The organism is Ruegeria sp. G2 (assembly GCF_056533505.1).
In genome coordinates this window covers 175,960-196,411 of sequence record NZ_JBQFON010000001.1, presented here as the reverse complement: position 1 = coordinate 196,411, position 20,452 = coordinate 175,960, and the positions used below count along the sequence as shown (strand labels likewise).

General features: G+C 55.9%; 22 protein-coding genes. 15 read left to right on the top strand and 7 right to left on the bottom strand.

Annotated features, from left to right (window positions below; all coding sequences use genetic code 11):
- Positions 1-60: 60 nt before the first annotated feature.
- From ACR0DU_RS00970 to ACR0DU_RS00935, 8 genes are all read left to right on the top strand, one after another.
- Positions 61-354 carry a DUF1330 domain-containing protein gene (locus ACR0DU_RS00970; RefSeq protein ID WP_480454602.1) on the top strand — a complete coding sequence of 98 codons (294 nt, stop codon included), beginning with the start codon at positions 61-63 and terminating at the stop codon, positions 352-354.
- Positions 355-395: 41 nt separating this feature from the next.
- The gene (locus ACR0DU_RS00965) at positions 396-845 is read left to right on the top strand and encodes a tellurite resistance TerB family protein (RefSeq protein WP_170469179.1); all 450 of its coding nucleotides are present in this window, start codon (positions 396-398) and stop codon (positions 843-845) included.
- Positions 846-866: 21 nt separating this feature from the next.
- On the top strand, positions 867-1,304 hold the full coding sequence (locus ACR0DU_RS00960) for a tellurite resistance TerB family protein (RefSeq protein WP_480871980.1): 438 nt from the start codon (positions 867-869) through the stop codon (positions 1,302-1,304).
- Positions 1,305-1,436: 132 nt separating this feature from the next.
- Complete coding sequence (locus tag ACR0DU_RS00955; protein WP_480871978.1) at positions 1,437-2,612, top strand: S41 family peptidase; 1,176 nt, start codon at positions 1,437-1,439, stop codon at positions 2,610-2,612.
- Between the two features lie 269 nt (positions 2,613-2,881).
- On the top strand, positions 2,882-3,658 hold the full coding sequence (locus ACR0DU_RS00950; protein WP_010439167.1) for an ABC transporter ATP-binding protein: 777 nt from the start codon (positions 2,882-2,884) through the stop codon (positions 3,656-3,658).
- 31 nt (positions 3,659-3,689) lie between these two features.
- Entirely contained in the window at positions 3,690-4,403 is a 714-nt protein-coding gene (locus tag ACR0DU_RS00945; RefSeq protein ID WP_010439165.1) for a transporter substrate-binding domain-containing protein, read from the top strand.
- A gap of 75 nt (positions 4,404-4,478) precedes the next feature.
- The gene (locus ACR0DU_RS00940) at positions 4,479-5,366 is read left to right on the top strand and encodes an ABC transporter permease (RefSeq protein WP_029621742.1); all 888 of its coding nucleotides are present in this window, start codon (positions 4,479-4,481) and stop codon (positions 5,364-5,366) included.
- Positions 5,363-6,169 (top strand): ABC transporter permease, encoded by an 807-nt coding sequence (locus tag ACR0DU_RS00935; protein ID WP_010439160.1) that lies wholly within the window; start codon positions 5,363-5,365, stop codon positions 6,167-6,169. Before ACR0DU_RS00940 ends, ACR0DU_RS00935 begins: the two co-directional genes overlap by 4 nt.
- On the opposite strand, the gene ACR0DU_RS00930 is transcribed toward ACR0DU_RS00935, so the two are convergent.
- Positions 6,166-6,975 carry a M90 family metallopeptidase gene (locus tag ACR0DU_RS00930; RefSeq protein ID WP_480871975.1) on the bottom strand — a complete coding sequence of 270 codons (810 nt, stop codon included), beginning with the start codon at positions 6,973-6,975 and terminating at the stop codon, positions 6,166-6,168. The two genes, ACR0DU_RS00935 and ACR0DU_RS00930, sit on opposite strands and share 4 nt — an antisense overlap.
- A gap of 211 nt (positions 6,976-7,186) precedes the next feature.
- Between ACR0DU_RS00930 and ACR0DU_RS00925 the strand changes: the two genes are divergently transcribed.
- From ACR0DU_RS00925 to ACR0DU_RS00905, 5 genes are all read left to right on the top strand, one after another.
- Positions 7,187-8,506, top strand: a complete 1,320-nt coding sequence (locus tag ACR0DU_RS00925; RefSeq protein ID WP_480871973.1) for a glutamine synthetase family protein — start codon at positions 7,187-7,189, stop codon at positions 8,504-8,506.
- Positions 8,507-8,564: 58 nt separating this feature from the next.
- On the top strand, positions 8,565-9,245 hold the full coding sequence (locus ACR0DU_RS00920) for a type 1 glutamine amidotransferase (protein ID WP_260025242.1): 681 nt from the start codon (positions 8,565-8,567) through the stop codon (positions 9,243-9,245).
- Positions 9,245-10,603, top strand: coding sequence for a glutamine synthetase family protein (locus ACR0DU_RS00915; RefSeq protein WP_010439152.1), 1,359 nt, complete (start codon positions 9,245-9,247; stop codon positions 10,601-10,603). The genes ACR0DU_RS00920 and ACR0DU_RS00915 overlap by 1 nt, the downstream gene beginning before the upstream one ends.
- Before the next feature lie 12 nt (positions 10,604-10,615).
- Positions 10,616-11,920, top strand: a complete 1,305-nt coding sequence (locus ACR0DU_RS00910) for an NAD(P)/FAD-dependent oxidoreductase (RefSeq protein WP_010439151.1) — start codon at positions 10,616-10,618, stop codon at positions 11,918-11,920.
- A gap of 112 nt (positions 11,921-12,032) precedes the next feature.
- Positions 12,033-13,232 carry a DegT/DnrJ/EryC1/StrS family aminotransferase gene (locus ACR0DU_RS00905; RefSeq protein WP_319546876.1) on the top strand — a complete coding sequence of 400 codons (1,200 nt, stop codon included), beginning with the start codon at positions 12,033-12,035 and terminating at the stop codon, positions 13,230-13,232.
- A 2-nt stretch (positions 13,233-13,234) separates the two neighbouring features.
- Here ACR0DU_RS00905 and ACR0DU_RS00900 read toward each other — a convergent pair whose 3' ends face one another.
- From ACR0DU_RS00900 to ACR0DU_RS00885, 4 genes are all read right to left on the bottom strand, one after another.
- A complete protein-coding gene (locus ACR0DU_RS00900; RefSeq protein ID WP_480871971.1) occupies positions 13,235-13,996 on the bottom strand; it encodes a trypsin-like serine peptidase in 762 nt (253 codons plus the stop codon).
- Positions 13,997-14,004: 8 nt separating this feature from the next.
- Entirely contained in the window at positions 14,005-14,559 is a 555-nt protein-coding gene (gene phaR / locus ACR0DU_RS00895) for a polyhydroxyalkanoate synthesis repressor PhaR (RefSeq protein ID WP_010439148.1), read from the bottom strand.
- A gap of 136 nt (positions 14,560-14,695) precedes the next feature.
- Entirely contained in the window at positions 14,696-15,142 is a 447-nt protein-coding gene (locus ACR0DU_RS00890; protein WP_029621740.1) for a phasin family protein, read from the bottom strand.
- 132 nt (positions 15,143-15,274) lie between these two features.
- The gene (locus tag ACR0DU_RS00885; RefSeq protein WP_480871968.1) at positions 15,275-17,077 is read right to left on the bottom strand and encodes a PHA/PHB synthase family protein; all 1,803 of its coding nucleotides are present in this window, start codon (positions 17,075-17,077) and stop codon (positions 15,275-15,277) included.
- 111 nt (positions 17,078-17,188) lie between these two features.
- Here ACR0DU_RS00885 and phaZ point away from each other — a divergent pair, with 111 nt between their 5' ends.
- Both phaZ and ACR0DU_RS00875 read left to right on the top strand, forming a co-directional pair.
- Positions 17,189-18,460 carry a polyhydroxyalkanoate depolymerase gene (phaZ, locus tag ACR0DU_RS00880; RefSeq protein ID WP_480871966.1) on the top strand — a complete coding sequence of 424 codons (1,272 nt, stop codon included), beginning with the start codon at positions 17,189-17,191 and terminating at the stop codon, positions 18,458-18,460.
- Positions 18,457-19,041, top strand: a complete 585-nt coding sequence (locus ACR0DU_RS00875; protein ID WP_480871964.1) for a DUF6151 family protein — start codon at positions 18,457-18,459, stop codon at positions 19,039-19,041. The genes phaZ and ACR0DU_RS00875 overlap by 4 nt, the downstream gene beginning before the upstream one ends.
- Here ACR0DU_RS00875 and ACR0DU_RS00870 read toward each other — a convergent pair.
- Together ACR0DU_RS00870 and ACR0DU_RS00865 are read right to left on the bottom strand one after the other, a co-directional pair.
- Positions 19,038-19,748 (bottom strand): alpha/beta fold hydrolase, encoded by a 711-nt coding sequence (locus ACR0DU_RS00870; RefSeq protein ID WP_480871962.1) that lies wholly within the window; start codon positions 19,746-19,748, stop codon positions 19,038-19,040. The genes ACR0DU_RS00875 and ACR0DU_RS00870 overlap by 4 nt on opposite strands.
- A gap of 74 nt (positions 19,749-19,822) precedes the next feature.
- The gene (locus ACR0DU_RS00865) at positions 19,823-20,437 is read right to left on the bottom strand and encodes a hypothetical protein (RefSeq protein WP_480871960.1); all 615 of its coding nucleotides are present in this window, start codon (positions 20,435-20,437) and stop codon (positions 19,823-19,825) included.
- Between the last annotated feature and the right edge of the window lie 15 nt (positions 20,438-20,452).

Here is a 20,452-nt window from a genome sequence, read left to right as displayed (position 1 = left end):
GGGATTGCATTTTATGCAGTTCCTCCGCACCTTGCATCAGACATCAGCGGAGGAATTGCTTTGGCCAAAGGTTATTGGGTCGCCCATGTCGACGTAGACGACATCGAAACCTACAAATCGTATGTCGCTGCCAACGCGGCCCCTTTTGCCGAATATGGCGGCAAATTTCTTGTGCGTGGCGGTGAAAGAACCGATGTCGAGGGTAAAGCCCGCGCCCGTACAGTCGTGATCGAGTTTCCCAGCTATGAACAAGCCCTGGCCTGTTATGAAAGCGCAGGATATCAGGCCGCCAAAGCCCTTCGCGATCCGGTTTCAACCGCTGATCTTGTGATTATTCAAGGCTATGAAGGCTAGCACCGCTTGGCGCGCCTCGAATTACGGAATATCTTGACCTCATGTTGAAAAAATTCTTCCAGGCCTTCCGGCCTCCGCAACATGACAAGTTGCCCGATCCTGATGCCGAACTGGCTTTGGGGGCGCTGCTAGTGCGCGTAGCACAGGCCGATCGCGACTATAAGCTGGAAGAGATCAGCCTGATCGACCGCATCCTTGCGCGCCTCTACCAGCACAACGCGATCGAGGCCGCCAAGGTCCGCGCCACTTGCGAGAAGCTGCACGCAGCCGCTCCCGAAACCGACACGTTCGGCAAACTGATCCGCGAAACCACCAACCTGAACGAACGTCTGGCGGCTCTGGACGCGCTTTGGGAGGTGGTTCTGGCCGACGGCAATACGGATGAAGGCGAGGTCAAGATCGTCGAAGAGGCCCGCATTGCCATGGGTCTCAGCTTCAACGACAGTAAGGCCGCACGCGAACGGATACAAAGCCGCTTGGAAGCGACTTGAGCAGCCTCTATATGTTTGACCATGTTCAGTGATTTCCTGTCCCGGCTTACACAGCCGCAGCCCGACCCGCTTGTAGAAGATGACGCGCGTCTGGCCCTCACCGCCTTGTTGGTGCGCATAGCACGATCCGACAATGACTATGCCGATACCGAAATGGCCCGGATCGACCGCATCTCGGCTGAACGTTTTGACCTGTCCCCGTTCGAAGCTGCTGCCCTGCGCGCCCGTGCTGAAGATCTTGAGGCAGAAGCCCCCGACACCGTCCGCTTTACCCGCGCCATCAAAGAGGCCATTGCCTATGATGATCGCCTAGCCGTGGTGCAGGCAATGTGGTCGGTTGCATTGGCAGATGGACACCGCAGCGGAGAAGAGGATTCGCTGCTGCGTCTCGTCGTAAGCCTGTTGGGTGTCAGCGACGTGGATTCGGCACTGGCACGGCAAAAAGCAGCAAAGGCCTGAGCCAATTGCAGCACAGCCAAGCGAAAAGCCCAACTACGAAGCTGCTGGATAATTTTACCTAAGCTGAGAAAGCTTGATGTCGGCTTCGAGCCCAATCTAGACATTGACGATTGGCTATGCGCACTGTGAATCATGGCGCTGACGGAAGACCTGAAGCAAATTCTAGAAACTGCTCTGCCAACCGATCCCAGTTTTCGTCGGATCGATAAGGCCGTAATAGACAGCTGCCTTAGTGAAACCCGGAGATACGCCTCGGAGGGCTGCATCGAAGCCTTCTTGATGTCCGCGATGCGCCTATTGGCACTCCCCCAAAATGGGCACACAAGGCTGATCCCGAATGATGCGATCTCGGTGCTGCCGCTGAGGTTTGTGAGCGTGGGGCGTTCAGTGCAGGTCATGGGGGCGGCACCAGGGGTAATTGCACCGCGAGGAAAATTGATCGCGATCAACGGTGTGGCCTTGAGCCAAATCGAAGCCACGGCAGAGAGTTTTCTGGCGGGAACATGCCAAAGGAAAAGGGTCATCGGTCCGATCCTTTTTGCGTGGCCGTACGCTTTGGCACATTTGGGTTATTCGTCAAACGGCAAAGCGACCGAATATCGTGTGCAGGACGAAAATGGACAGATAGCGAATCTGAAATTGGCAAATGAACATACGGTTCCCGGATCGATGCTCTACCCGAGAAACGAGCACGGCAAGGCTGATCCAGCTTGGGAGCCCGAGATTTTTGTGGAAATACAGGACTGGCAAGAGCTTGGGCTATCAATAGTGTTACCAAGCTTCTTTGATCCGAACGAAAGTGCGCTACCCAAAGCCATCTCAGCCGCAGTGGAACATGTGCGCGCCGGCTCGACCAAAACACTTCTGATTGACGTTCGCGGAAATACTGGTGGCGACTTTCTTTTAACGATGCCCTTGATCGACGCGATCTCGGAAAGCGCAATCAAGCAGGTTGTTGTGCTTGTCGATAAATTCACGTTTTCCGCAGCGATAGTGTTTGTAGCCATCCTTAGACATCGATTGGGAAACAGGCTCAAACTCATCGGGGAAGAAATGGGTGACGGATTGACGTTCTTTGCCGAGGGCGGGCTGCTCGATTTGCCGGTTAGCGGAGCGGTCTTTCGATACTCATCAGCCTTTCACGACTGGAAGAATGGAACGTCTGACGAAACCACACCGCCCGATATCGCGCGGCAAATCGTACCCGCAGGAGCACTGAGTTTGGATTTGGAATGGGTCGCACGGCCTATTGGTGAGGATGGAAACGTCGCGTTCTATCAACAAATTCTCAAAAGCGTGAACGATTAGACGAACGGCCGGTAAGTCCCGCAATGTTGGCATTGGATATCGTTCATATGATGGTGGTGTCGATAGCCTGAGAACCGTCACAGCAAATCTCATAAGCTTACCTGTCTGTTCGCCCTAACGGCACGCAAATCGCCCAACCAACTGACAATTCTGACAGCGTCATTGGCCAAATTGGCTATTTCTCAGCGTGAACTTGTTATTTGCGCATTGCATTAGCCCGATTTTTCAGCCCTATTACCGCACCAACACCAATCATATCTGGACAGCCCGTGACAGACGCCGCTCCCGTCATCGAGATCAAGAACCTTCACAAAAGCTTTGGCCAACTTGAGGTGCTCAAGGGCGTGGATATCACCGCGCATCGCGGCGACGTTGTCTCGCTGATCGGGTCTTCAGGCTCGGGGAAATCCACCCTATTACGCTGCTGCAACCTGTTGGAAGACAGCCAAGAAGGCGAGATTCTGTTCAAAGGCGAACCTGTCCGCTGGACCGGCAGCCACAATCACCGTCGTCCCGCCGACCCCAAACAGGTGCTGCGCATCCGCACCAACCTGTCGATGGTGTTTCAGCAGTTTAATCTGTGGGCGCATATGACCATCCTGCAAAACGTGATGGAGGCCCCCGTCACCGTTCTGGGCCGAGATCGGTCTGAGGTTGAGGACAGCGCACGCAGGTATCTGGAAAAGGTCGGCATCGGCGACAAATGCGATGTTTATCCGGCACAGCTGTCGGGCGGACAGCAACAGCGCGCCGCGATCGCGCGCGGCCTGTGCATGGAACCGCAGGCGCTGCTGTTCGATGAACCGACCTCGGCGCTCGATCCCGAACTGGAACAGGAAGTGATCAAGGTGATCAAGGATCTGGCTGCGGAAGGCCGCACCATGATCATCGTGACCCACGACATGAAGATGGCTGCGGATATCTCGAGCCACGTCGTCTTCCTGCATCAGGGCCTGATTGAAGAAGAGGGCCTACCAGAAGATCTATTCACCACCCCTGAATCCGAACGGCTTCAGGGCTTTCTCTCCGCCACTCAGGCGGCTTAATCAACGGACAGAACCAATAAGGGGAGTAACAATGAAAAACCTGATTCTGACCACTGCAGCACTGGCGCTGACCGCCGGTATCGCCATGGCCGATACCGTGCGCATGGGCACCGAGGGCGCCTATGCGCCTTGGAACTTCATCAACGACGCGGGTGAGATCGACGGTTTCGAACGTGAACTGGGCGATGAGCTGTGCAAGCGCGCGAATCTGGAATGCGAATGGGTCAAGAACGACTGGGATTCGATCATTCCGAACCTGGTGTCGGGCAACTATGACGTGATCATCGCAGGTATGTCGATCACCGACGAGCGCGACGAAGTCATCGACTTCACCCAGAACTATACGCCACCGGATCCGTCTGCCTATGTTGCGCTGTCCGATGACGTTGACGTCGCTGGTGGCGTTGTCGCAGCTCAGACCGGAACCATTCAGGCAGGTTACATTGCTGAATCCGGTGCAACTCTGGTCGAATTCGCCAGCCCTGAAGAAACCATCGCAGCCGTCCGCAACGGCGAAGCCGATGCTGTGCTGGCTGACAAATCCTTCCTCGCACCGATCGTCGAAGAAGACGGTGAGCTGAAATTTGTTGCCGATGACGTACCGCTGGGCGGTGGCGTCGGCATGGGCATCCGTGAATCGGACGGTGAACTGAAAGAAAAGTTCAACGCAGCGATCCAATCCATGAAGGATGATGGCAGCCTGAACGAGCTGATCACCAAGTGGGAAGTGTCCTCGACCTTCTAATCTAATGATCCAAGTGGCGCGCCCTGAACGCTGGGCGCGTCGCTGCAGCGCCCTTGCCAGTCTAAGAGGCCCGCCATTTTCTCGTACTGCTCCGATCCCGATACGCTGGGTACATTCCGTTGGTTCTCATGCTACCTGACCAACGGTGTCCACTGGTCGTTCTACGCCTCATTCCTGAAGGTGCTGGCCTTGCTGGCGGTCACCGCCCCGGTTGCGTTGGGTTTTGGCTTTGTCGGAGCAATGGCGGCGCGCTCGCATATCCCGCCGGTTAGCTGGTTGGGCAAAGGGTATATCGCGATCGTACGCGGCGTGCCGGATATTGCTTTTTTCATGTTCTTCGTGATCGCTCTGGATCAGGGTTTTGAGTGGGTAAGACACAAGATTCTCTGCCCCGACTGGACCGATCCGATCCGTCAGGGCAACGATTTCCTCGTCTGCCAGGCCGCCAAACTACCACTGGGCAGCGCCCCTGAATGGGTGCACGAAACCTACGGCTTTTTCCTCGCGGTCATCACATTTTCCATTGTGTTCGGCGCTTTCGCTGCCAACGTCTTGTTCGGCGGCATGCGCGCCGTGCCGCATGCGCAGCTGGAAACGGCAGAAGCCTACGGCATGACCCGACGCCAGACATTCTGGAAAATCCTTGTTCCTCAAATGTGGGTTTATGCCCTGCCCGGTCTGTCCAACCTGTGGATGGTGTTGATCAAGGCGACCCCCCTGCTGTTCCTGCTGGGGGTCGAAGATATCGTTTATTGGGCCCGCGAATTGGGCGGCACAAAAACTTCGAAATTCACGCAGTACCCCCATGGCGATTGGCGCATGTGGTACTTCCTTGGATTGCTGATCTTCTACCTTGGCATGACGCGTTTCTCGGAACTCGGGCTTGAGAAACTGATGCGTCGCCTGTCCCACGGTCAGGCCACATCAGGCGGCGAGCTTCTGCGTAAGGAGACCACCGCATGAGCTGCATCCAGACCATACAGGATTATGGCCTCCGTTCGCTTGGCTTCGGTGAACGCCTTCTGCCCAAGACCGATTTCACATTGTGTGAGCAGTTTACCCTGATCGGCTCGGGTATGATCTGGAACGTCTATTTCGGCGCGATGGCGCTGGCGACCGGGTTCTTTTTGGCCACTGCATTGGCCGTTGGAAAAGCATCCACCAACAAATGGCTGCGCAAACCGTCCGAGTGGTTCATCTTCCTGTTCCGGGGGTCGCCGCTCTTCATTCAGTTCTTCTTTGCGTATTTCTTCTTCCTGTCACTGAAGAAAACTTACCCGATGTTCGACGCTCTGACCTCGGCTTGGCTGGGCGCCCTGATTGTGCTGTTCCTGAACACAGCCGCCTATTCGGGCGAGATCTTCTATGGCGCCCTCCGCTCGATCCCCAAGGGAGATATTGAAGCGGCAGATGCCTACGGCATGTCGGGCTGGTCCCGGTTCCGCCGCATCGTCTGGCCCACCATGCTGCGACTGGCATGGCCCGCCTATACGAACGAGGCGATCTTTCTGTTCCACGCAACTACGCTGGTCTTCTTCTCGGCCTTCCCGGCCTGGCAGCAAAGGGGCGATGCGCTGTACTACGCCAGCTATTTCGCGGACAAGACGTTCAACCCGTTCATCCCCTACCCGATTCTGGCATTCTATTTCATCCTGTTGACGCTGGTGATCGTTTGGGGGTTTGGCATGATCAACAAACGCTTGAACCGCCACCTGCCAGCCGAGCGAAAAGCAAAGATGCGGTTCCGCCTGAACCTTGCCCGCTAAGCCCAGTCCACTGGATTGAGTCGGAACAGTTTCGAAAGCTGCTCGTAGACTTCTGGCACCTCGTACTTCAACGCACGGGGGCGCTCGAAGAATACTTCGACCGAGACCGCAAAGAACTCTTCATGCCCCGTCGCACCATAGGGGTCGATTACCGTACGCCGCCCGCTTTCAACAGCGTGGACATGCGCGTCATAGGCGGTCAGGAAAACCTTTTCCCATTCGGCAAAACTCTGCCCTTCGCTCAGGATCGGCACACCATTCGTACCTCCGGACAGATCATCAATCTGATGCGCAAATTCATGTAGCACCACATTCTGGCCATCGCGATCATCCAGCGCGCCCTGCCGGCTGTGTGCCCATGACAAAATGACCGGCCCGCGATCCCAGCTTTCTCCGGTTCGTACGATCTCTTTCTCCGAGACTACATAACCCGAGCGTCGCTGCTGCTTTGACTTGAACGCATTGGGATAGATCAGAATGGTCGTCAGATTGTCATACCAAAGATCGCTGTTGATCACGAGAAGACAGGCCTGCGCCGCAATCGATAGCTCCATCTCTTCGGTCACTTCCAGCCCGTCGCAGCCATAAAAGCTGACCTGATCCAGAAACAGATTCACTTTGCCATCCAGGTGGCTGCGCAATGAGGCGGGTAGCCGCCGGATGATGGGCACCTGTTGTTCGATGATGTCACCCTGATGCGAGGTCAGATGGGTCGCCAGCAGTGCCGCGCGGGCCTGCTTTTTGGACCAGAGGTAATAGCCGATCCCGCCTGCGACCAGTAACGCAATAGTAAGAAAGATGAACATACCCGAGACTATAGGGATCACCGCGCCAGGCACAATCAGGTGCCTGAATGTTGTACAACTCGGAAGAAAGCGGTTTTGATCCCTGTACAAGTTGGAAGATTTCCAGCTTCGGCCCTCGTCGCAATAAGCGTTGACTCATAATTTGATCAAATTTAGTGACAAGGCGCTAATCCTGATTTAAACCTCTCGTGACAAGACCACGGAGCCTACAATGGACCTGAGCGCCCTGCACACATTTCGCGTCGCCGCCTGTGACCTGAACGGACAGATGCGCGGCAAACGCGTGCCGCCCTCCTATGCCACCAAGCTGGATAAGGGGGCTGTTCGAATGCCGTTCTCAGCGCTCAATGTCGATCTTTGGGGAGCCGATATTGATGGCAGCCCGCTGGTCTTCGAAAGCGGAGATGCCGATGGCGTCCTGCGTCCGACGGGGCGTGGCCCAGCGCCGGTGCCCTGGCTCGACACAGCCACGGCTCTGGTGCCCATGTGCCTTTATCATGATGATGGAACTCCCTTTGCGGGCGATCCCCGGCACGCGCTATCTGCGGTACTGGACCGCTATGCAGAACGAGGCTGGTCGGTTGTTGCCGCCACTGAGCTGGAATTCACTCTGCTCGACGCTTCAGGCGACCAACCGCAAGCTCCTATCAACCCGGTCACCGGCCGCAGGCTGCAGGACGAGGCCGTTCTGTCGATGGCCGAGATGGATGCCTTTGATGCGTTTTTCACCGATCTCTACGATGGCTGCACCGCAATGGGCATCCCGGCCCAAACCGCCATTTCTGAGAGCGGGATTGGCCAATTTGAGATCAACCTAAATCATCAGGACGCCTTGCGCTGCGCCGATGATACGTGGCTTTTCAAAGGCTTGACGCGTGGTCTTGCACGAAAACACGGATTCACTGCGACCTTCATGGCCAAGCCTTACGCCGAGGATGCTGGCAACGGGATGCATGTGCACTTCTCGGTTATTGACGCTGATGGCCAAAATATCTTTGACGACGGGGGGCCCGAAGGCACCAAATTGCTGCGCTCAGCGGTTGCGGGATGTCTGGCCGCGATGTCCGGCTCAACCCTGATCTTCGCGCCGCATGGAAACTCTTACACACGGCTCGTACCCGGTGCGCACGCCCCCACCGGGGCAAGCTGGGCCTACGAGAACCGCACAGCCGCCCTGCGCATTCCGGGCGGTGCCCCTGCCGCCCGACGGATCGAACATCGCGTCGCTGGGGGAGACATCAACCCCTATCTCATGCTGGCCGCCGTGCTAGGTGCCGCGCTGCTTGGTATAGAGGACGGCTTGCAGCCACCTGCTCCGATATCCGGAAATGCTTATGAGGTTGCAGACCTTCCGCAGCTTGCACCCGATTGGTCCTCAGCCATTTCCGCATTTGAGGCAGACCCGTTGGTTGCGCGCATCTTCCCTGCTGACCTGATCCGCAACATGGTGATGACAAAACGGCAGGAAATCGCGCGCTTCGCAGAGCGGCCCCCTGAAAGCCACTGGCTTAGCTATCTCGAGAGCGTATGAGCCTCTTGCCCGCCTCGTTCTGCTCCGCTAGAATAAATTTGATCAAATTTGGTGAACTATGAAAATCGGCATCATTGTAACCGGCCACCCACCCGACGAATTGTATGATCAATTCGGGGAATATGATGGAATGTTTCGTGCATTGCTGGGCGGGAACGGCTTCGAATTCCAAACATATGCAGTCGTCGATGGCGAGTTTCCTGAGGACGCACATCAGGCGGATGGATGGGTCATCACGGGCTCACGCCATGGTGCTTACGAAGATCACCCGTGGATACCACCGCTCGAACAATTGATCCGGGACATTCAGAAAACCGGAAACCCGCTGATCGGTGTCTGCTTTGGTCACCAGATCATCGCGCAAGCCCTTGGTGGAAAAGTGGAAAAGTTCAAAGATGGTTGGGCCATTGGACGCACCGATTATCGTTTTGGCGATCAAACCGTCACCCTGAACGCATGGCATCAGGATCAGGTGACCCAACTGCCCGAAGGTGCTGTGGTCACTGGCACGAATGACTTTTGCCAAAACGCCATGGTCACTTATGGCGATACGATCTGGACCGTGCAGGCCCATCCTGAATACGGAAACGACTTCATTCAGGGCTTGATGGAGACCCGAGGCAAAGGCGTGGTTCCTGATGCGTTGATGCAGGCGGCCGCGAACCGACATGATGCCCCGGATGACAATGCCAAAATCGGTCGCCACATGGCAGAATTCCTAAAGAAAGCGAGGGCCTGATGGCCGACTGGACAGATCAGCTGCCTGAAGCGGCACGCACATATTTCGAAGGCAAACGGCTGGATGAGGTTGAATGCATCATCTCTGACCTGCCCGGCATCGCCCGCGGCAAGGCGGTCCCGGCGTCGAAATTCGCAAAGCAATCTTATTTTCACCTACCCGACAGTATTTTCTACCAAACTATTACTGGGGATTGGGGCGAAGCCGCAGGTGAAGATGGTTTCATTGAACGCGACATGATCCTGAAGCCTGATTTCTCAACTGCGTCGGCTGCACCCTGGACGGGTGACTGGACGTTGCAGGTGATTCACGACGCGTTCGACCGGGATGGGGAACCGATCCCCTTCAGCCCGCGCAATGTGCTTAAACGCGTTGTGAAGATGTACCATGACAAGGGTTGGAAGCCGGTTGTCGCCCCTGAGATGGAATTTTTCCTTGTCGCGCCGAATGTAGACCCGGCGCAAGGGATCAAGCCGATGATGGGCCGCTCGGGCCGTCCGGCGGCGGCGCGGCAGGCCTATTCGATGACGGCGGTCGATGAATTCGGGCCGGTGATCGACGACATCTACGACTTTGCCGAGTTTCAGGGGTTTGAAATCGACGGGATCACGCAAGAAGGCGGGGCCGGTCAACTTGAGATCAATCTGCGTCATGGCGATCCTGTAAAACTGGCCGATGAGGTATTCTACTTCAAACGTCTGATCCGCGAAGCCGCGCTGCGTCACAACTGCTTTGCCACGTTCATGGCGAAACCGATCGAAGATGAGCCGGGCTCGGCCATGCACATCCATCACTCGATTATCGATATGGAATCGGGTCAAAATATTTTCTCGGGCCCTCAGGGCGGAGAGACAGACGCATTCTACAACTTCATCGCCGGCTTGCAAAACCACCTGCCCGCAGGGCTTGCGGTGATGGCGCCGTATGTGAATTCTTATCGCCGCTACGTCAAAGACCACGCGGCGCCGATCAATCTGGAGTGGGCGCGCGACAACCGCACAACCGGCATTCGCGTACCTCTGTCCGGCCCCGAGGCGCGCCGGGTCGAGAACCGCATCGCCGGCATGGACTGCAACCCTTATCTGGGCATCGCATTGTCACTGGCTTGCGGCTATTTGGGGCTGACTCAGCAAGAACGCCCACGCCGCCAATTCTACGGTGACGCCTATGAAGGCGACGGCGATATCCCTCAGATCATGGGTGAAGCCCTGGACTTGTTTGATGAAGCAACAGCCCTGCACGAAGTTCTGGGTCCTGAATTCGCCCGCGTCTACGGCATCGTCAAGCGTGCTGAGTACGAAGAGTTCTTGCAGGTCATTTCCCCGTGGGAACGCGAGCATCTGCTGATGAACGTCTAAGGCAACGACGCGATGAACCTGCTGTATTCCAATGATCGCAAGGCGGAGTACCCGCCGAGCTGGTACGCCGCGACTGCGCATCCATTCGACCGCTATCCGGCACTTGTAGGCGACCACACCGCGGACGTCTGCATTGTCGGGGGCGGATATACGGGCCTTTCGGCCGCTTTGCATTTGGCTGAGGCCGGGTTCGATGTTGTCCTGCTCGAAGCTCACCGCGCGGGCTTTGGCGCTTCGGGTCGCAACGGAGGCCAACTGGGCAGCGCACAGCGGATGGACCAGGAGGATCTTGAGCGGCTCGTTGGCGATGACGACGCCTTAAAGCTTTGGGATCTGGCCGAAGATGCAAAGGATCTGGTCAAATCACTGATCTCAAAGCATCAGATCGACTGCGATCTGAAGCCAGGAATCGCTGTTCTGGGCTTCAACGACTCGGAGCGCGCTGAGCTACATGATCACGCGGCGCATCTGTCGGGCAGATACAAATACGACCAAATCGAAGCCCTGGATGCCGATGCTGCGCGCGGGCTTTGTCCCTCACCTGCCTATGCGGGTGGGTATCTGGACAATGGTGCGGCGCATTTGCATCCGTTGAACTATGCGCTTGGCCTTGCGCGCGCCGCGGTCGGAGCGGGGTTACGACTGCATGAAGACACCGAGGTTCTTGGCATCGATCAGGGCGCTCGCGTGACTGTGCGCACTGAAAAAGGCAAGATCACCGCAGATAACGTTATTCTGGCCTGCAACGGATATCTCGGCGATCTGAACCGGCAAGTTGCATCGCGTGTGATGCCCATCAACAATTTCATCGCGGCAACCGAGCCATTGGGCGCCGAGGCGCAAAAGGTATTGGCCAAGGATATCGCCGTTGCTGACACGAAATTCGTGGTGAACTACTTCCGGTTAAGTGCAGATGGAAGGCTGCTGTTTGGGGGTGGCGAAAGCTATGGTTATCGTTTCCCCGAGGACATCGCCGCCAAGGTGCGCAAACCGATGACCGAGATTTACCCGCATCTGCGAGACGTCAAGATTGACTATGCTTGGGGTGGAACCCTCGGTATCACCATGCGGCGTATGCCCTACCTCGCCCGGATCGCACCGAATATCCTGTCCGCCTCGGGTTATTCCGGTCACGGCGTTGGCACTGCGACCCATGCGGGGCAACTAATGGCACTGGCGATTCAGGGACAGGCTGAGGGGTTTGATACCATGGCCCGCGTTCCTGCGCTGCCATTCCCTGGTGGACCCGCATTGCGAACGCCCCTGTTGATCTTGGCGATGACTTGGTACGCGACGCGCGACAGGCTGGGTATCTGAACACATTCCATACGACGAATTGGTGAAATCTCGCTGACGATGCGAATTGGGACTTGGCTTGTCAGAGCATCGAATTTATATTTCCCAAAGATAAAATTCGGGAAATCCAAATATGACGCTTGTACCCAACGTTCATGAAGCCGAACCTATCCCCGCAGCCGCAAGAGACGCCATCGACGCCCTGATGAAGTCAGGCGATCTGTTCCGCTATACCGCCCCGCAGGATGCGCCTGTCGCCCTGCTGGAAACAGAATTCGCAGAACTACTTGGCACGAAATACGCGCTCGCTGTTTCGTCCTGTTCCGCAGCACTATTTCTGTCGCTCAAAGCGTTGGGCTTACCCCGCGATGCGCGGGTTCTGATTCCCGGATTTACCTTTGCGGCCGTGCCGTCTTCAATCGTGCACGCGGATTGCATTCCGGTTCTGTGCGAAGTCGGCGACAACTATCGCGTCGATATGGCCGACTTCGCCGCCAAGCTCGACAGCGTGCAGGCGGTGATCATCAGCCACATGCGCGGCCATACTTCGGATATGGACGCCATCATGGAGCTGTGTGACGCACGCGATATCCCGGTGATCGAAGATGCAGCCCACTCGTTGGGTACCACATGGCATGGGCGCAATATTGGCACTATCGGCAAGGTAGGCTGCTTCTCGTTCCAGTCCTACAAGATGATCAACGCCGGTGAAGGTGGCATTCTGGTTAGCGATGATGCTGATCTGGTTGCTCAGGCGGTCATCATGTCGGGTGCGTACGAGCACAACTGGAAAAAGCACTCAGGTTCGTCAGAGCTGGAACAGGCCTTTGCCAAATGGCAGAACCGATTGCCACTGTATAACCTACGCATGAGCAACCTCAGCGCCGCAGTCATTCGCCCGCAAATCCCCGAACTGGCCCGCCGAGTGCGTGACGGGCTGGCAAACCATGACTATGTGGCTGATCGACTGAACACGTCGCCCTATATCGATGTCCCTGCCCCTCTGGCGCCCGAGCAGCGCGCACCGGATTCAATCCAGTTTAATCTGGTTGACCTTAACGACGAAGAAATTCGCGCCTTCGCCGCTGCTGCCAAAGCGCGTGGCGTCAAAGTGCAGGTGTTTGGCATGAGTCAGGACAATGCCCGCGCCTTCTGGAACTGGCAGTTCCTGCCCGAGCAGTTTGATCTGCCGCAGACCCGCGCAATGTTGATGAAGGCCTGTGATGTGCGCCTGCCTGTGCGCCTGACACGCGAAGAGCTGGACGTCATTGCCGACATCCTACTGGCCTCGATTGGTGAAGTTGTTGGTCCGATGCCGGTTTATGGCACCTAACTCTAACGCCTACCCAGATCGAACTCCTGTATAGACAGAAACAATGCATCAATCCCATCGGGGGTTGGTGCAATACGCGACAGTATTCCTGCAACGGCGAGGCCCGCATCGGTTTGTACGAGGAACGGTGCACCAGAATCTCCCATCATGACCGGGCAAATCCCATGGAAAAGCCCATCACCTGACGGGTTTGGGGCACATGAGCCCGTTTGACTCAGCACATGCGGGCGCAATCCGGGATACCCTACGACCGAACCGACCCTCTCAGCGGTCTGGGAAATCGGGAAAAAGCCCAACTGGGCTCCAATCGGTTGATCCAGTTCCAATACGGCCCAATCCAGATCAGCGCGATTGTTGAAACGACCTCCGACACCCTGCTCTGCATCAAGTCGGTAGGCAGCGACGGATGAAACAGCAATGGCCTCACCGCGTTGATAACCCGATGCAAAGCGGATGCTGCCAGGAGGGATCCAGCGCTGACGAGCAGTGTTGAACAGACAATGCGCTGCGGTCAGAACCAAATGTTCAGCGACAAGAACACCCGTGCAGTGCGACCGTTGGCTACGACTGGCAAAATTGACGCGCCCTATCGCGCGCCAAGGTTCAGTCGAAGCGTCCAGAATTTCGCGCGCACGGATATCATCGCAGCCCGCAGCGGTATCCTGTCCTAATGTGCAGACAGGTTCCCAGATCGACGTGAACTGCCCTTGTGCTGCAGTCTGGGAAGCCCAAAGCACCGCGCACAGCACAAACAGCCAGCGCATCGGTAAAATCAGCTCAGCTTTGAAAGCTTCTGCTGCAAATCGGCAAGCTGCTTCTTGATGTCGTCCAGATCTTCTTTCGGCTCGGACGGTGCCTCAGGCTCTTGCTCGGGGCTGGACCAGTTGCCAGCCAAGCCCCCGGTCATTGCCTTCAGGAAAGCCTTTTGCTGCGCCTGCATCGCGTCGAAACCCGGCATCTGTGACATCGGGTTCATCGCATTCATGTTTTCCATCATCTTGGACTGGCTTTCACGCAGCATCTCGAACGAGCTCTGCAGGAATTGTGGCATCATGCCCCCGCCCGGCACCATGTAGCTACGGACCAGATCATTCAGGACGTTGACCGGCAGCACATTCTCGCCGCGGCTTTCGTGTTCGGCAATGATTTGAAGCAGATATTGGCGGGTCAGATCATCGCCGGTTTTCAGGTCGATGATCTGCACTTCACGCCCGTCGCGAATAAAGCCCGCGATATCTTCAAGCGTCACGTAATCGCTAGTCTCAGTATTATACAGCCGACGGCTGGCATAACGCTTGATCAGCAGAGGTTTTTCTTGTTCCGACACCCTGTACCCTCCCCAAGGATGATGCGTTGCAGCAGAGGTTATGCGACTGCAGAACAAAAAGAAAGGGCAGGTCAAGCGACCTGCCCGCAGCGATTGCACCATTTGGGAGGAATGGGTGCTATATCGCAGTCTTATCTTACTTGGCGGTTGCTGCTTTCTTTGCAGCAGCGGTCACCTCGTTGGTAGCTTTTTTGACAGCTGCGGTTGCATCTTCTGCAGCGTCTTTGCCAGCCGCCATCAGCAGCTCAACGGTTTCGGTCTGAACTTTTTTCGCAATCTCAGCGAAAGCAGCCAGGTTTTCAGCAGCAACTTCAGCCGACGCGCTTGCGAAGTCGGTTGCGGCTTTTGCGTAATCTGCAGGCTCGGTTTTTGCTTTCGACATCTCGGTCAGTTTGGCCAGAGTTTCTTTGGTCCATTTGTTCGAGATTTCAGCCGATTTTTCAGCTGCGTCCAGAGCAACACCCGACAGCTTTTCGTTCAGCGAAGCGGTCGATTTGAATGCGTCTTCCAGAGCGGTTGTGTCAACCGGGAACGCGCCCATCATGTCTTTCAGGGTCGCGGTAAAGTCTTGGGTCTTTGCCATTGTCCTAAATCCTTCTAGCCGTTCCGGGCCCACCCCGGTTCTCATCAGCTTGAAGGCAATATGATTGCTGCATCGCAGCATTGCAAGTTTTTTCTTGCTGCGATGCAGAATATTTTGAGTTTCAAAGTGATATCAGCGGTTTGCCTTGACCAAAACATAGGTCCCCGGAGCCGGGCAAAGGCGCGGATGATCCGAATCGCCGGTATCCCGGGCCGGAACCTGCTTGCCTGACCGCGTCTTCAACCACGCTTCCCACATCGGCCACCACGAACCTTCGTGGAAGTCAGCCTCTTTCAGCCAGGTCTCAGCTTCCGCTTTAAGATCAGGGTTGGTATAGTGGCCGTATTTCTTCTTGCTGGGCGGATTGACGATGCCTGCGATATGACCGGATTCAGACACGACAAAGGATTTTGATTTCGAACCCATCTGCTGCACACCGCGATAGCAGTCTTTCCAGGCGGCGATATGGTCTGTTTCACAGGTAATCGCCATAAGCGGCACATCCACATCTTTGATATGCAGCTTATGCCCCAGCAATTCGAACCCATCCGTCACGAAACCATTGCTCTGACATAAACCACGCAGATACTGGATCGCCATCTTACCGGGCAGATTGGCCCCATCCCCGTTCCAGTAAAGCAGATCAAAGGCGGGCGGCGTCTCTCCCATCATGTAGCTGCGGATCGCCGGTGTGTAGATCAGATCCCGTGATCGCAGGAAGGACATCGTCCGGCCAATGATCCAGGCCTTCAGCACTCCGTCTTTTGAAACCTGATCTTCGATCCCATCTACGAAATCGTTTTGCAGGAACGGCGTAAATTCTCCCTGCTCGCCAAAATCCGTCAGAGTTGTGAAGAAGGTAGCCGATTTGACCGATTTGTCGCCGCGTTGCTTCATCAGCGAAAGGGTTAGGCTGAGTGTCGTTCCAGCAATGCAGTAGCCTACCGCGTTGACTTGCTTGACCTTGCAGATTTTCTTGGCCTCTTCGATGGCAGTCAGGAACCCTTCCTGAATATAATCTTCCATCCCAATATTGGCATGAGAGCTGTCGGCATTGACCCAGCTGACCACAAACAGAGTGTAGCCTTGCTCGGTAACCCACTTGATCAAGCTGTTCTGAGCCTTCAGGTCGAGGATATAGAATTTGTTAATCCAGGGCGGGAACAGAACGATGGGGGTTTCATGCACCGTCTCGGTCACCGGTTTATATTGGATCAGTTCCATCATCCGGTTGCGGTAAACGACGTCTCCGGGCGTTGTCGCGATATTGCCACCGATCTCAAAGGCGCTTTCGTCGGCGAGCCGGACAACCATCTCGCCGTCATTGGCCTCAAGATCGGATACGAGGTTTTCAAGCCCTTGTATTAATGACTGACCTTCAGTCTCGACGGCTTTCTCCAGCGCATCGGGGTTGGTGGCCAGAAAATTCGTCGGCGCCATCATATCGATGATCTGTTGCGAGAAATAACGCAGGCGCTGTTTGTCTTTGGTATCTAGGTCATCAACAGATGCGACAGCCTGAGCGATCGCATCAGCATTGGTCTGGTATTGCTGGCGGATCAAGCGGAAATAGGGGTTGGTGTCCCACATCGGGTTGGAAAACCGCTTATCTTTGACTGGGGCGTCCGGCTCTTCGCTTTCGCCAGTGGTCATCGCCTTCTGCGCTTCGGCAAAGTTGAGTACTGACTTTCCCCAATACTCGATCTGTTGTTCCAGCAGCTTCGAAGGGTTTTGCATAACATCAGCCCAATAGGCTGTTGCTGCTTTTGCAAAAAGCTCTTGATTCGGGCCGTCTAACGCAGGGGTATGCGGCGTTTTTCCCGCCATGACTTCGACGAGGCGTTTGGACAATTCTTCGACTTTGCCCATATTTTCTTTAAGTCGTTCAATATGTTCTTCAGTCAATTCTGGCGTCTGGTCGTCGGTAGTTGTCATTTTAACAATTCCCCCCTAGTCTCGCTGCTGTGCAGAATAACGTCGTAGGCGTCGGGGGGCAAAGCGGCGAATGGTCCGAATTCTCAGGCTGATACTCAGGAGGCACATTCGATGCGCTACATGATGACTTATGACCTGATGGAAACCATGCGTAACACCAACCAATGGCTTGGTGCAACCGCAAGCGCGATGGCGTCCTATCCCCTGTTTTCGATGACACCCAATCCGGCCTTCAACTGGATGGCAGCCTGGGGTGAAGTAACCGAGCGAACATTCCAACGTATGATCGTCAAACCCGATTGGGGTATTCGCACCTTCACCTGCGAAGATGGTAAAGACCATTTGGTCGATGTCACAACAGTGCTTGAGCGCCCTTTCGGCGACCTGATCCACTTCCGCGTCAACGGGCGTGAAGCGCAGCCTCGCAAAGTTCTGCTGGTGGCACCCATGTCGGGCCATTATGCGACGCTGCTGCGCTCGACCGTCAAAAGCTTGTTGGTCAATTGCGAAGTTTACATCACCGATTGGCATAATGCGCGCGATATCCCTGTGTCCGAAGGCAAGTTCGATGTTGAGGATTACACCCTCTACCTTGTCGATTTTATGAAAGAACTCGGGCCCGACACACATGTTGTCGCCGTTTGCCAGCCCGCCCCTCTGACATTGGCTGCAACCGCCTATCTGGCCGAAGTCGAACCAAAAGCGCAGCCCAGCACACTGACCCTGATCGGTGGGCCGGTCGATCCGGATGCGACCCCAACCGAGGTCACGGATTTTGGTCGCCGCGTTACAATGGGCCAACTGGAAGAAACCATGATCCAGCGCGTTGGTTTCAAATACAAAGGGGTCGGTCGCATGGTCTATCCCGGCCTGCTGCAACTTGCCTCGTTCATGTCGATGAATGCCGAGCGCCACAGCAAGGCGTTTTCGGACCAAATCCAGCGGGTGATCCGGGATGAAGCTTCGGATCACGATGCCCACAATCGGTTCTATGACGAATATCTCGCCGTGATGGACATGACGGCCGAGTTCTACCTTTCAACCGTCGAACGGGTCTTCAAGAACCGCGAGATTGCGCGGAACGAATTTGTTGTCGCCGGACACAAGGTGGATATCGGCAAGATCACCGATGTCGCCGTGAAATCGGTTGAAGGCGCGAACGACGATATCTCGGCACCCGGTCAGTGCATTGCGGCGCTTGATTTGTGCACCGGCCTGCCGGACAGCAAAAAAGCCAGCCATGTCGAACCTGGCGCTGGCCATTATGGTATTTTCGCGGGCCGCAGCTGGCGTGACAACATCCGCCCGCTTGTGATTGATTTCATGAATGAAAATAGCCGTAAGTCACGCCGTCGCGCCGCCAATAGCAACAAAGTGGCATGAGCGGCACCGCGGCTAAGGAACTCTCCTTCAGCTGCGACTGCGGCGCGCTTTCTGGCCACATCACAGAGCGCGGCGTCAAATCAGGCACCCATGTCGTCTGCTTCTGCCATGATTGTCGCGCAGCCCAGCTGTATTTCAAACAGCCAGACCCGGCCCCCGGTCCTGTCGACATTTTTCAGATGGCCCCGGAAGAAATCGAGATAGACCGAGGAGCCGAGCACTTGGCTTTGATGCAGCTTAGTCCCAAGGGCATGTTGCGGTGGTATGCCAAATGCTGCAACGCGCCATTGGCAACAACGCCATTGACCCCCAAATTTCCATTCGCGGGGGTCATAGTGAAACGCATCCCCGACAACAACAGTCTTGGTCCCATTACTACACGCGGATTTGTGCCCAGGCCTGATGGCAAACAATCTCACGAAAAAATTCGCTATGCGGCCATGGGATTGCTGAAGCGGGTACTAAAATCGCGCCTGTCGGGAAGCTGGAAGAAAACACCGTTTTTCGATTCCGAGACGGGCACCCCCGTTGCTCAACCGACCATTTTAACAAAAGAAGAACGCGCAGCTTTCTACGACTAGGTCAGCCGTAGCGGAGTTTGAATCCAGTCCAGCAGCGTTTCAGTTACTGTGTCAGGAGCTTCCAGCGTTGGGAAATGTCCAGCTCCATCAATCACATGCAGCACCGCATCCGGAATGAGATCTGCCACGAAAGCGTGTTTCCGCACCGTGTCTTCGGCATCATGAGCACCGCACATGATCACTGTCGGCGTCTTGATCCGTCGCAACGTGCCTTGCTGATCCGGACGCCGCTGCAATATTCTCATCTGTCGCACAAATACATCCGGCCCTAACGCCCCGGCCATCTGCAATACATCGTCGAGAATCGGAATTCGTTGCGGTCCCGGGGCCAGCATGTCTGAACCGATCACTCTGCGCATGACGTCGTCCAACCGTCCCGCCTGCGCCCCTATGATCAATTCTTCGCGGTCTGCAGCGATCTGAGGCGTGTCCGCCTGCACCTCTGCCGTGATCAGACATAATCGTGTCACCCTCTCAGGCGTGCGTCGCACAATTTCAAGCGCGATGCTTCCACCCAGACCAAACCCGCACAATGCGAACCGATGCGGTAGTTGATCCAGCAGACCCGACGCGATCTCCTCTATCCGCTTACCACCGGTGATTGGTGCAACCGTGACCGCACGATCATGCGACATCGCTGTGATCTGCGCCTGAAACAACCGCGCGTCACACATCAATCCGGGCAGCAAAACCAACGGCTCGATCACCCTGGCGCCCTCCGCTCGTTGTTTATTGTTTTGTTACAGGATGAGAGGATTGCCAGGGGCGGGCAAGTAAAACTTCAGGGATAACTGATCGCCCTGAATGGCGGAAAATCCGCGTAGCGCGCCTGCCTTTGTGCCAGCGTTTCTTCCGGATCGGCCCCCGCCCGCAACAAGCAGCCGCGCGGCGCAATATAACTGTCGATCCGCCTAACAGGCTTGGGCCGCCATACCAGATTGAACGCGCAGAGTTTCGGAAAAAACCAGATTTCAGAGTATTCCAGATGGTCATGCAACCACCACGCAAGATCCCGCCAATCGCGCCCTTGTTCATACCGGTCGGCAAACCATGGAATAACGACCGAAGCACCCGCGACACGCGCGTCGCCTTCGCCCCAGTCCCAGATGTGGCACTCTAATGGGTTGTCATTGCGGGCGCAGTTCAATCTGTTCTCGTTCCCGAACCGGTTCAAGGACCGAGAACGATAGCCCGAGCGTACAGCGACCCGCCCAAAGGTCTCTTCCAGTGGATCCATCAGTGTTTCACAAAACGCACCCCCCGTTTCGATCGCAAGATCGGGGTTGTCAGGTACGTTCTGTATCTCGTGAAAGTTTCCAATTTCGGAATAAAGGAAATCCCGCATGAAGAAATGCCGGGAAAGGCGCACACGACCCAGGTTCTCGAGGCTCCACATGCTGCCCGGCCGACG

Coding starts and splice junctions, on each gene's coding strand:
- ACR0DU_RS00965 (WP_170469179.1), top strand. CDS start 396: ATGTTGAAAAAATTCTTCCAGGCCTTCCGGCCTCCGCAACATGACAAG.
- ACR0DU_RS00960 (WP_480871980.1), top strand. CDS start 867: ATGTTCAGTGATTTCCTGTCCCGGCTTACACAGCCGCAGCCCGACCCG.
- ACR0DU_RS00955 (WP_480871978.1), top strand. CDS start 1,437: ATGGCGCTGACGGAAGACCTGAAGCAAATTCTAGAAACTGCTCTGCCA.
- ACR0DU_RS00945 (WP_010439165.1), top strand. CDS start 3,690: ATGAAAAACCTGATTCTGACCACTGCAGCACTGGCGCTGACCGCCGGT.
- ACR0DU_RS00935 (WP_010439160.1), top strand. CDS start 5,363: ATGAGCTGCATCCAGACCATACAGGATTATGGCCTCCGTTCGCTTGGC.
- ACR0DU_RS00930 (WP_480871975.1), bottom strand. CDS start 6,975: ATGTTCATCTTTCTTACTATTGCGTTACTGGTCGCAGGCGGGATCGGC.
- ACR0DU_RS00925 (WP_480871973.1), top strand. CDS start 7,187: ATGGACCTGAGCGCCCTGCACACATTTCGCGTCGCCGCCTGTGACCTG.
- ACR0DU_RS00920 (WP_260025242.1), top strand. CDS start 8,565: ATGAAAATCGGCATCATTGTAACCGGCCACCCACCCGACGAATTGTAT.
- ACR0DU_RS00915 (WP_010439152.1), top strand. CDS start 9,245: ATGGCCGACTGGACAGATCAGCTGCCTGAAGCGGCACGCACATATTTC.
- ACR0DU_RS00910 (WP_010439151.1), top strand. CDS start 10,616: ATGAACCTGCTGTATTCCAATGATCGCAAGGCGGAGTACCCGCCGAGC.
- ACR0DU_RS00905 (WP_319546876.1), top strand. CDS start 12,033: ATGACGCTTGTACCCAACGTTCATGAAGCCGAACCTATCCCCGCAGCC.
- ACR0DU_RS00900 (WP_480871971.1), bottom strand. CDS start 13,996: ATGCGCTGGCTGTTTGTGCTGTGCGCGGTGCTTTGGGCTTCCCAGACT.
- ACR0DU_RS00890 (WP_029621740.1), bottom strand. CDS start 15,142: ATGGCAAAGACCCAAGACTTTACCGCGACCCTGAAAGACATGATGGGC.
- ACR0DU_RS00885 (WP_480871968.1), bottom strand. CDS start 17,077: ATGACAACTACCGACGACCAGACGCCAGAATTGACTGAAGAACATATT.
- phaZ (WP_480871966.1), top strand. CDS start 17,189: ATGCGCTACATGATGACTTATGACCTGATGGAAACCATGCGTAACACC.
- ACR0DU_RS00875 (WP_480871964.1), top strand. CDS start 18,457: ATGAGCGGCACCGCGGCTAAGGAACTCTCCTTCAGCTGCGACTGCGGC.
- ACR0DU_RS00865 (WP_480871960.1), bottom strand. CDS start 20,437: ATGTGGAGCCTCGAGAACCTGGGTCGTGTGCGCCTTTCCCGGCATTTC.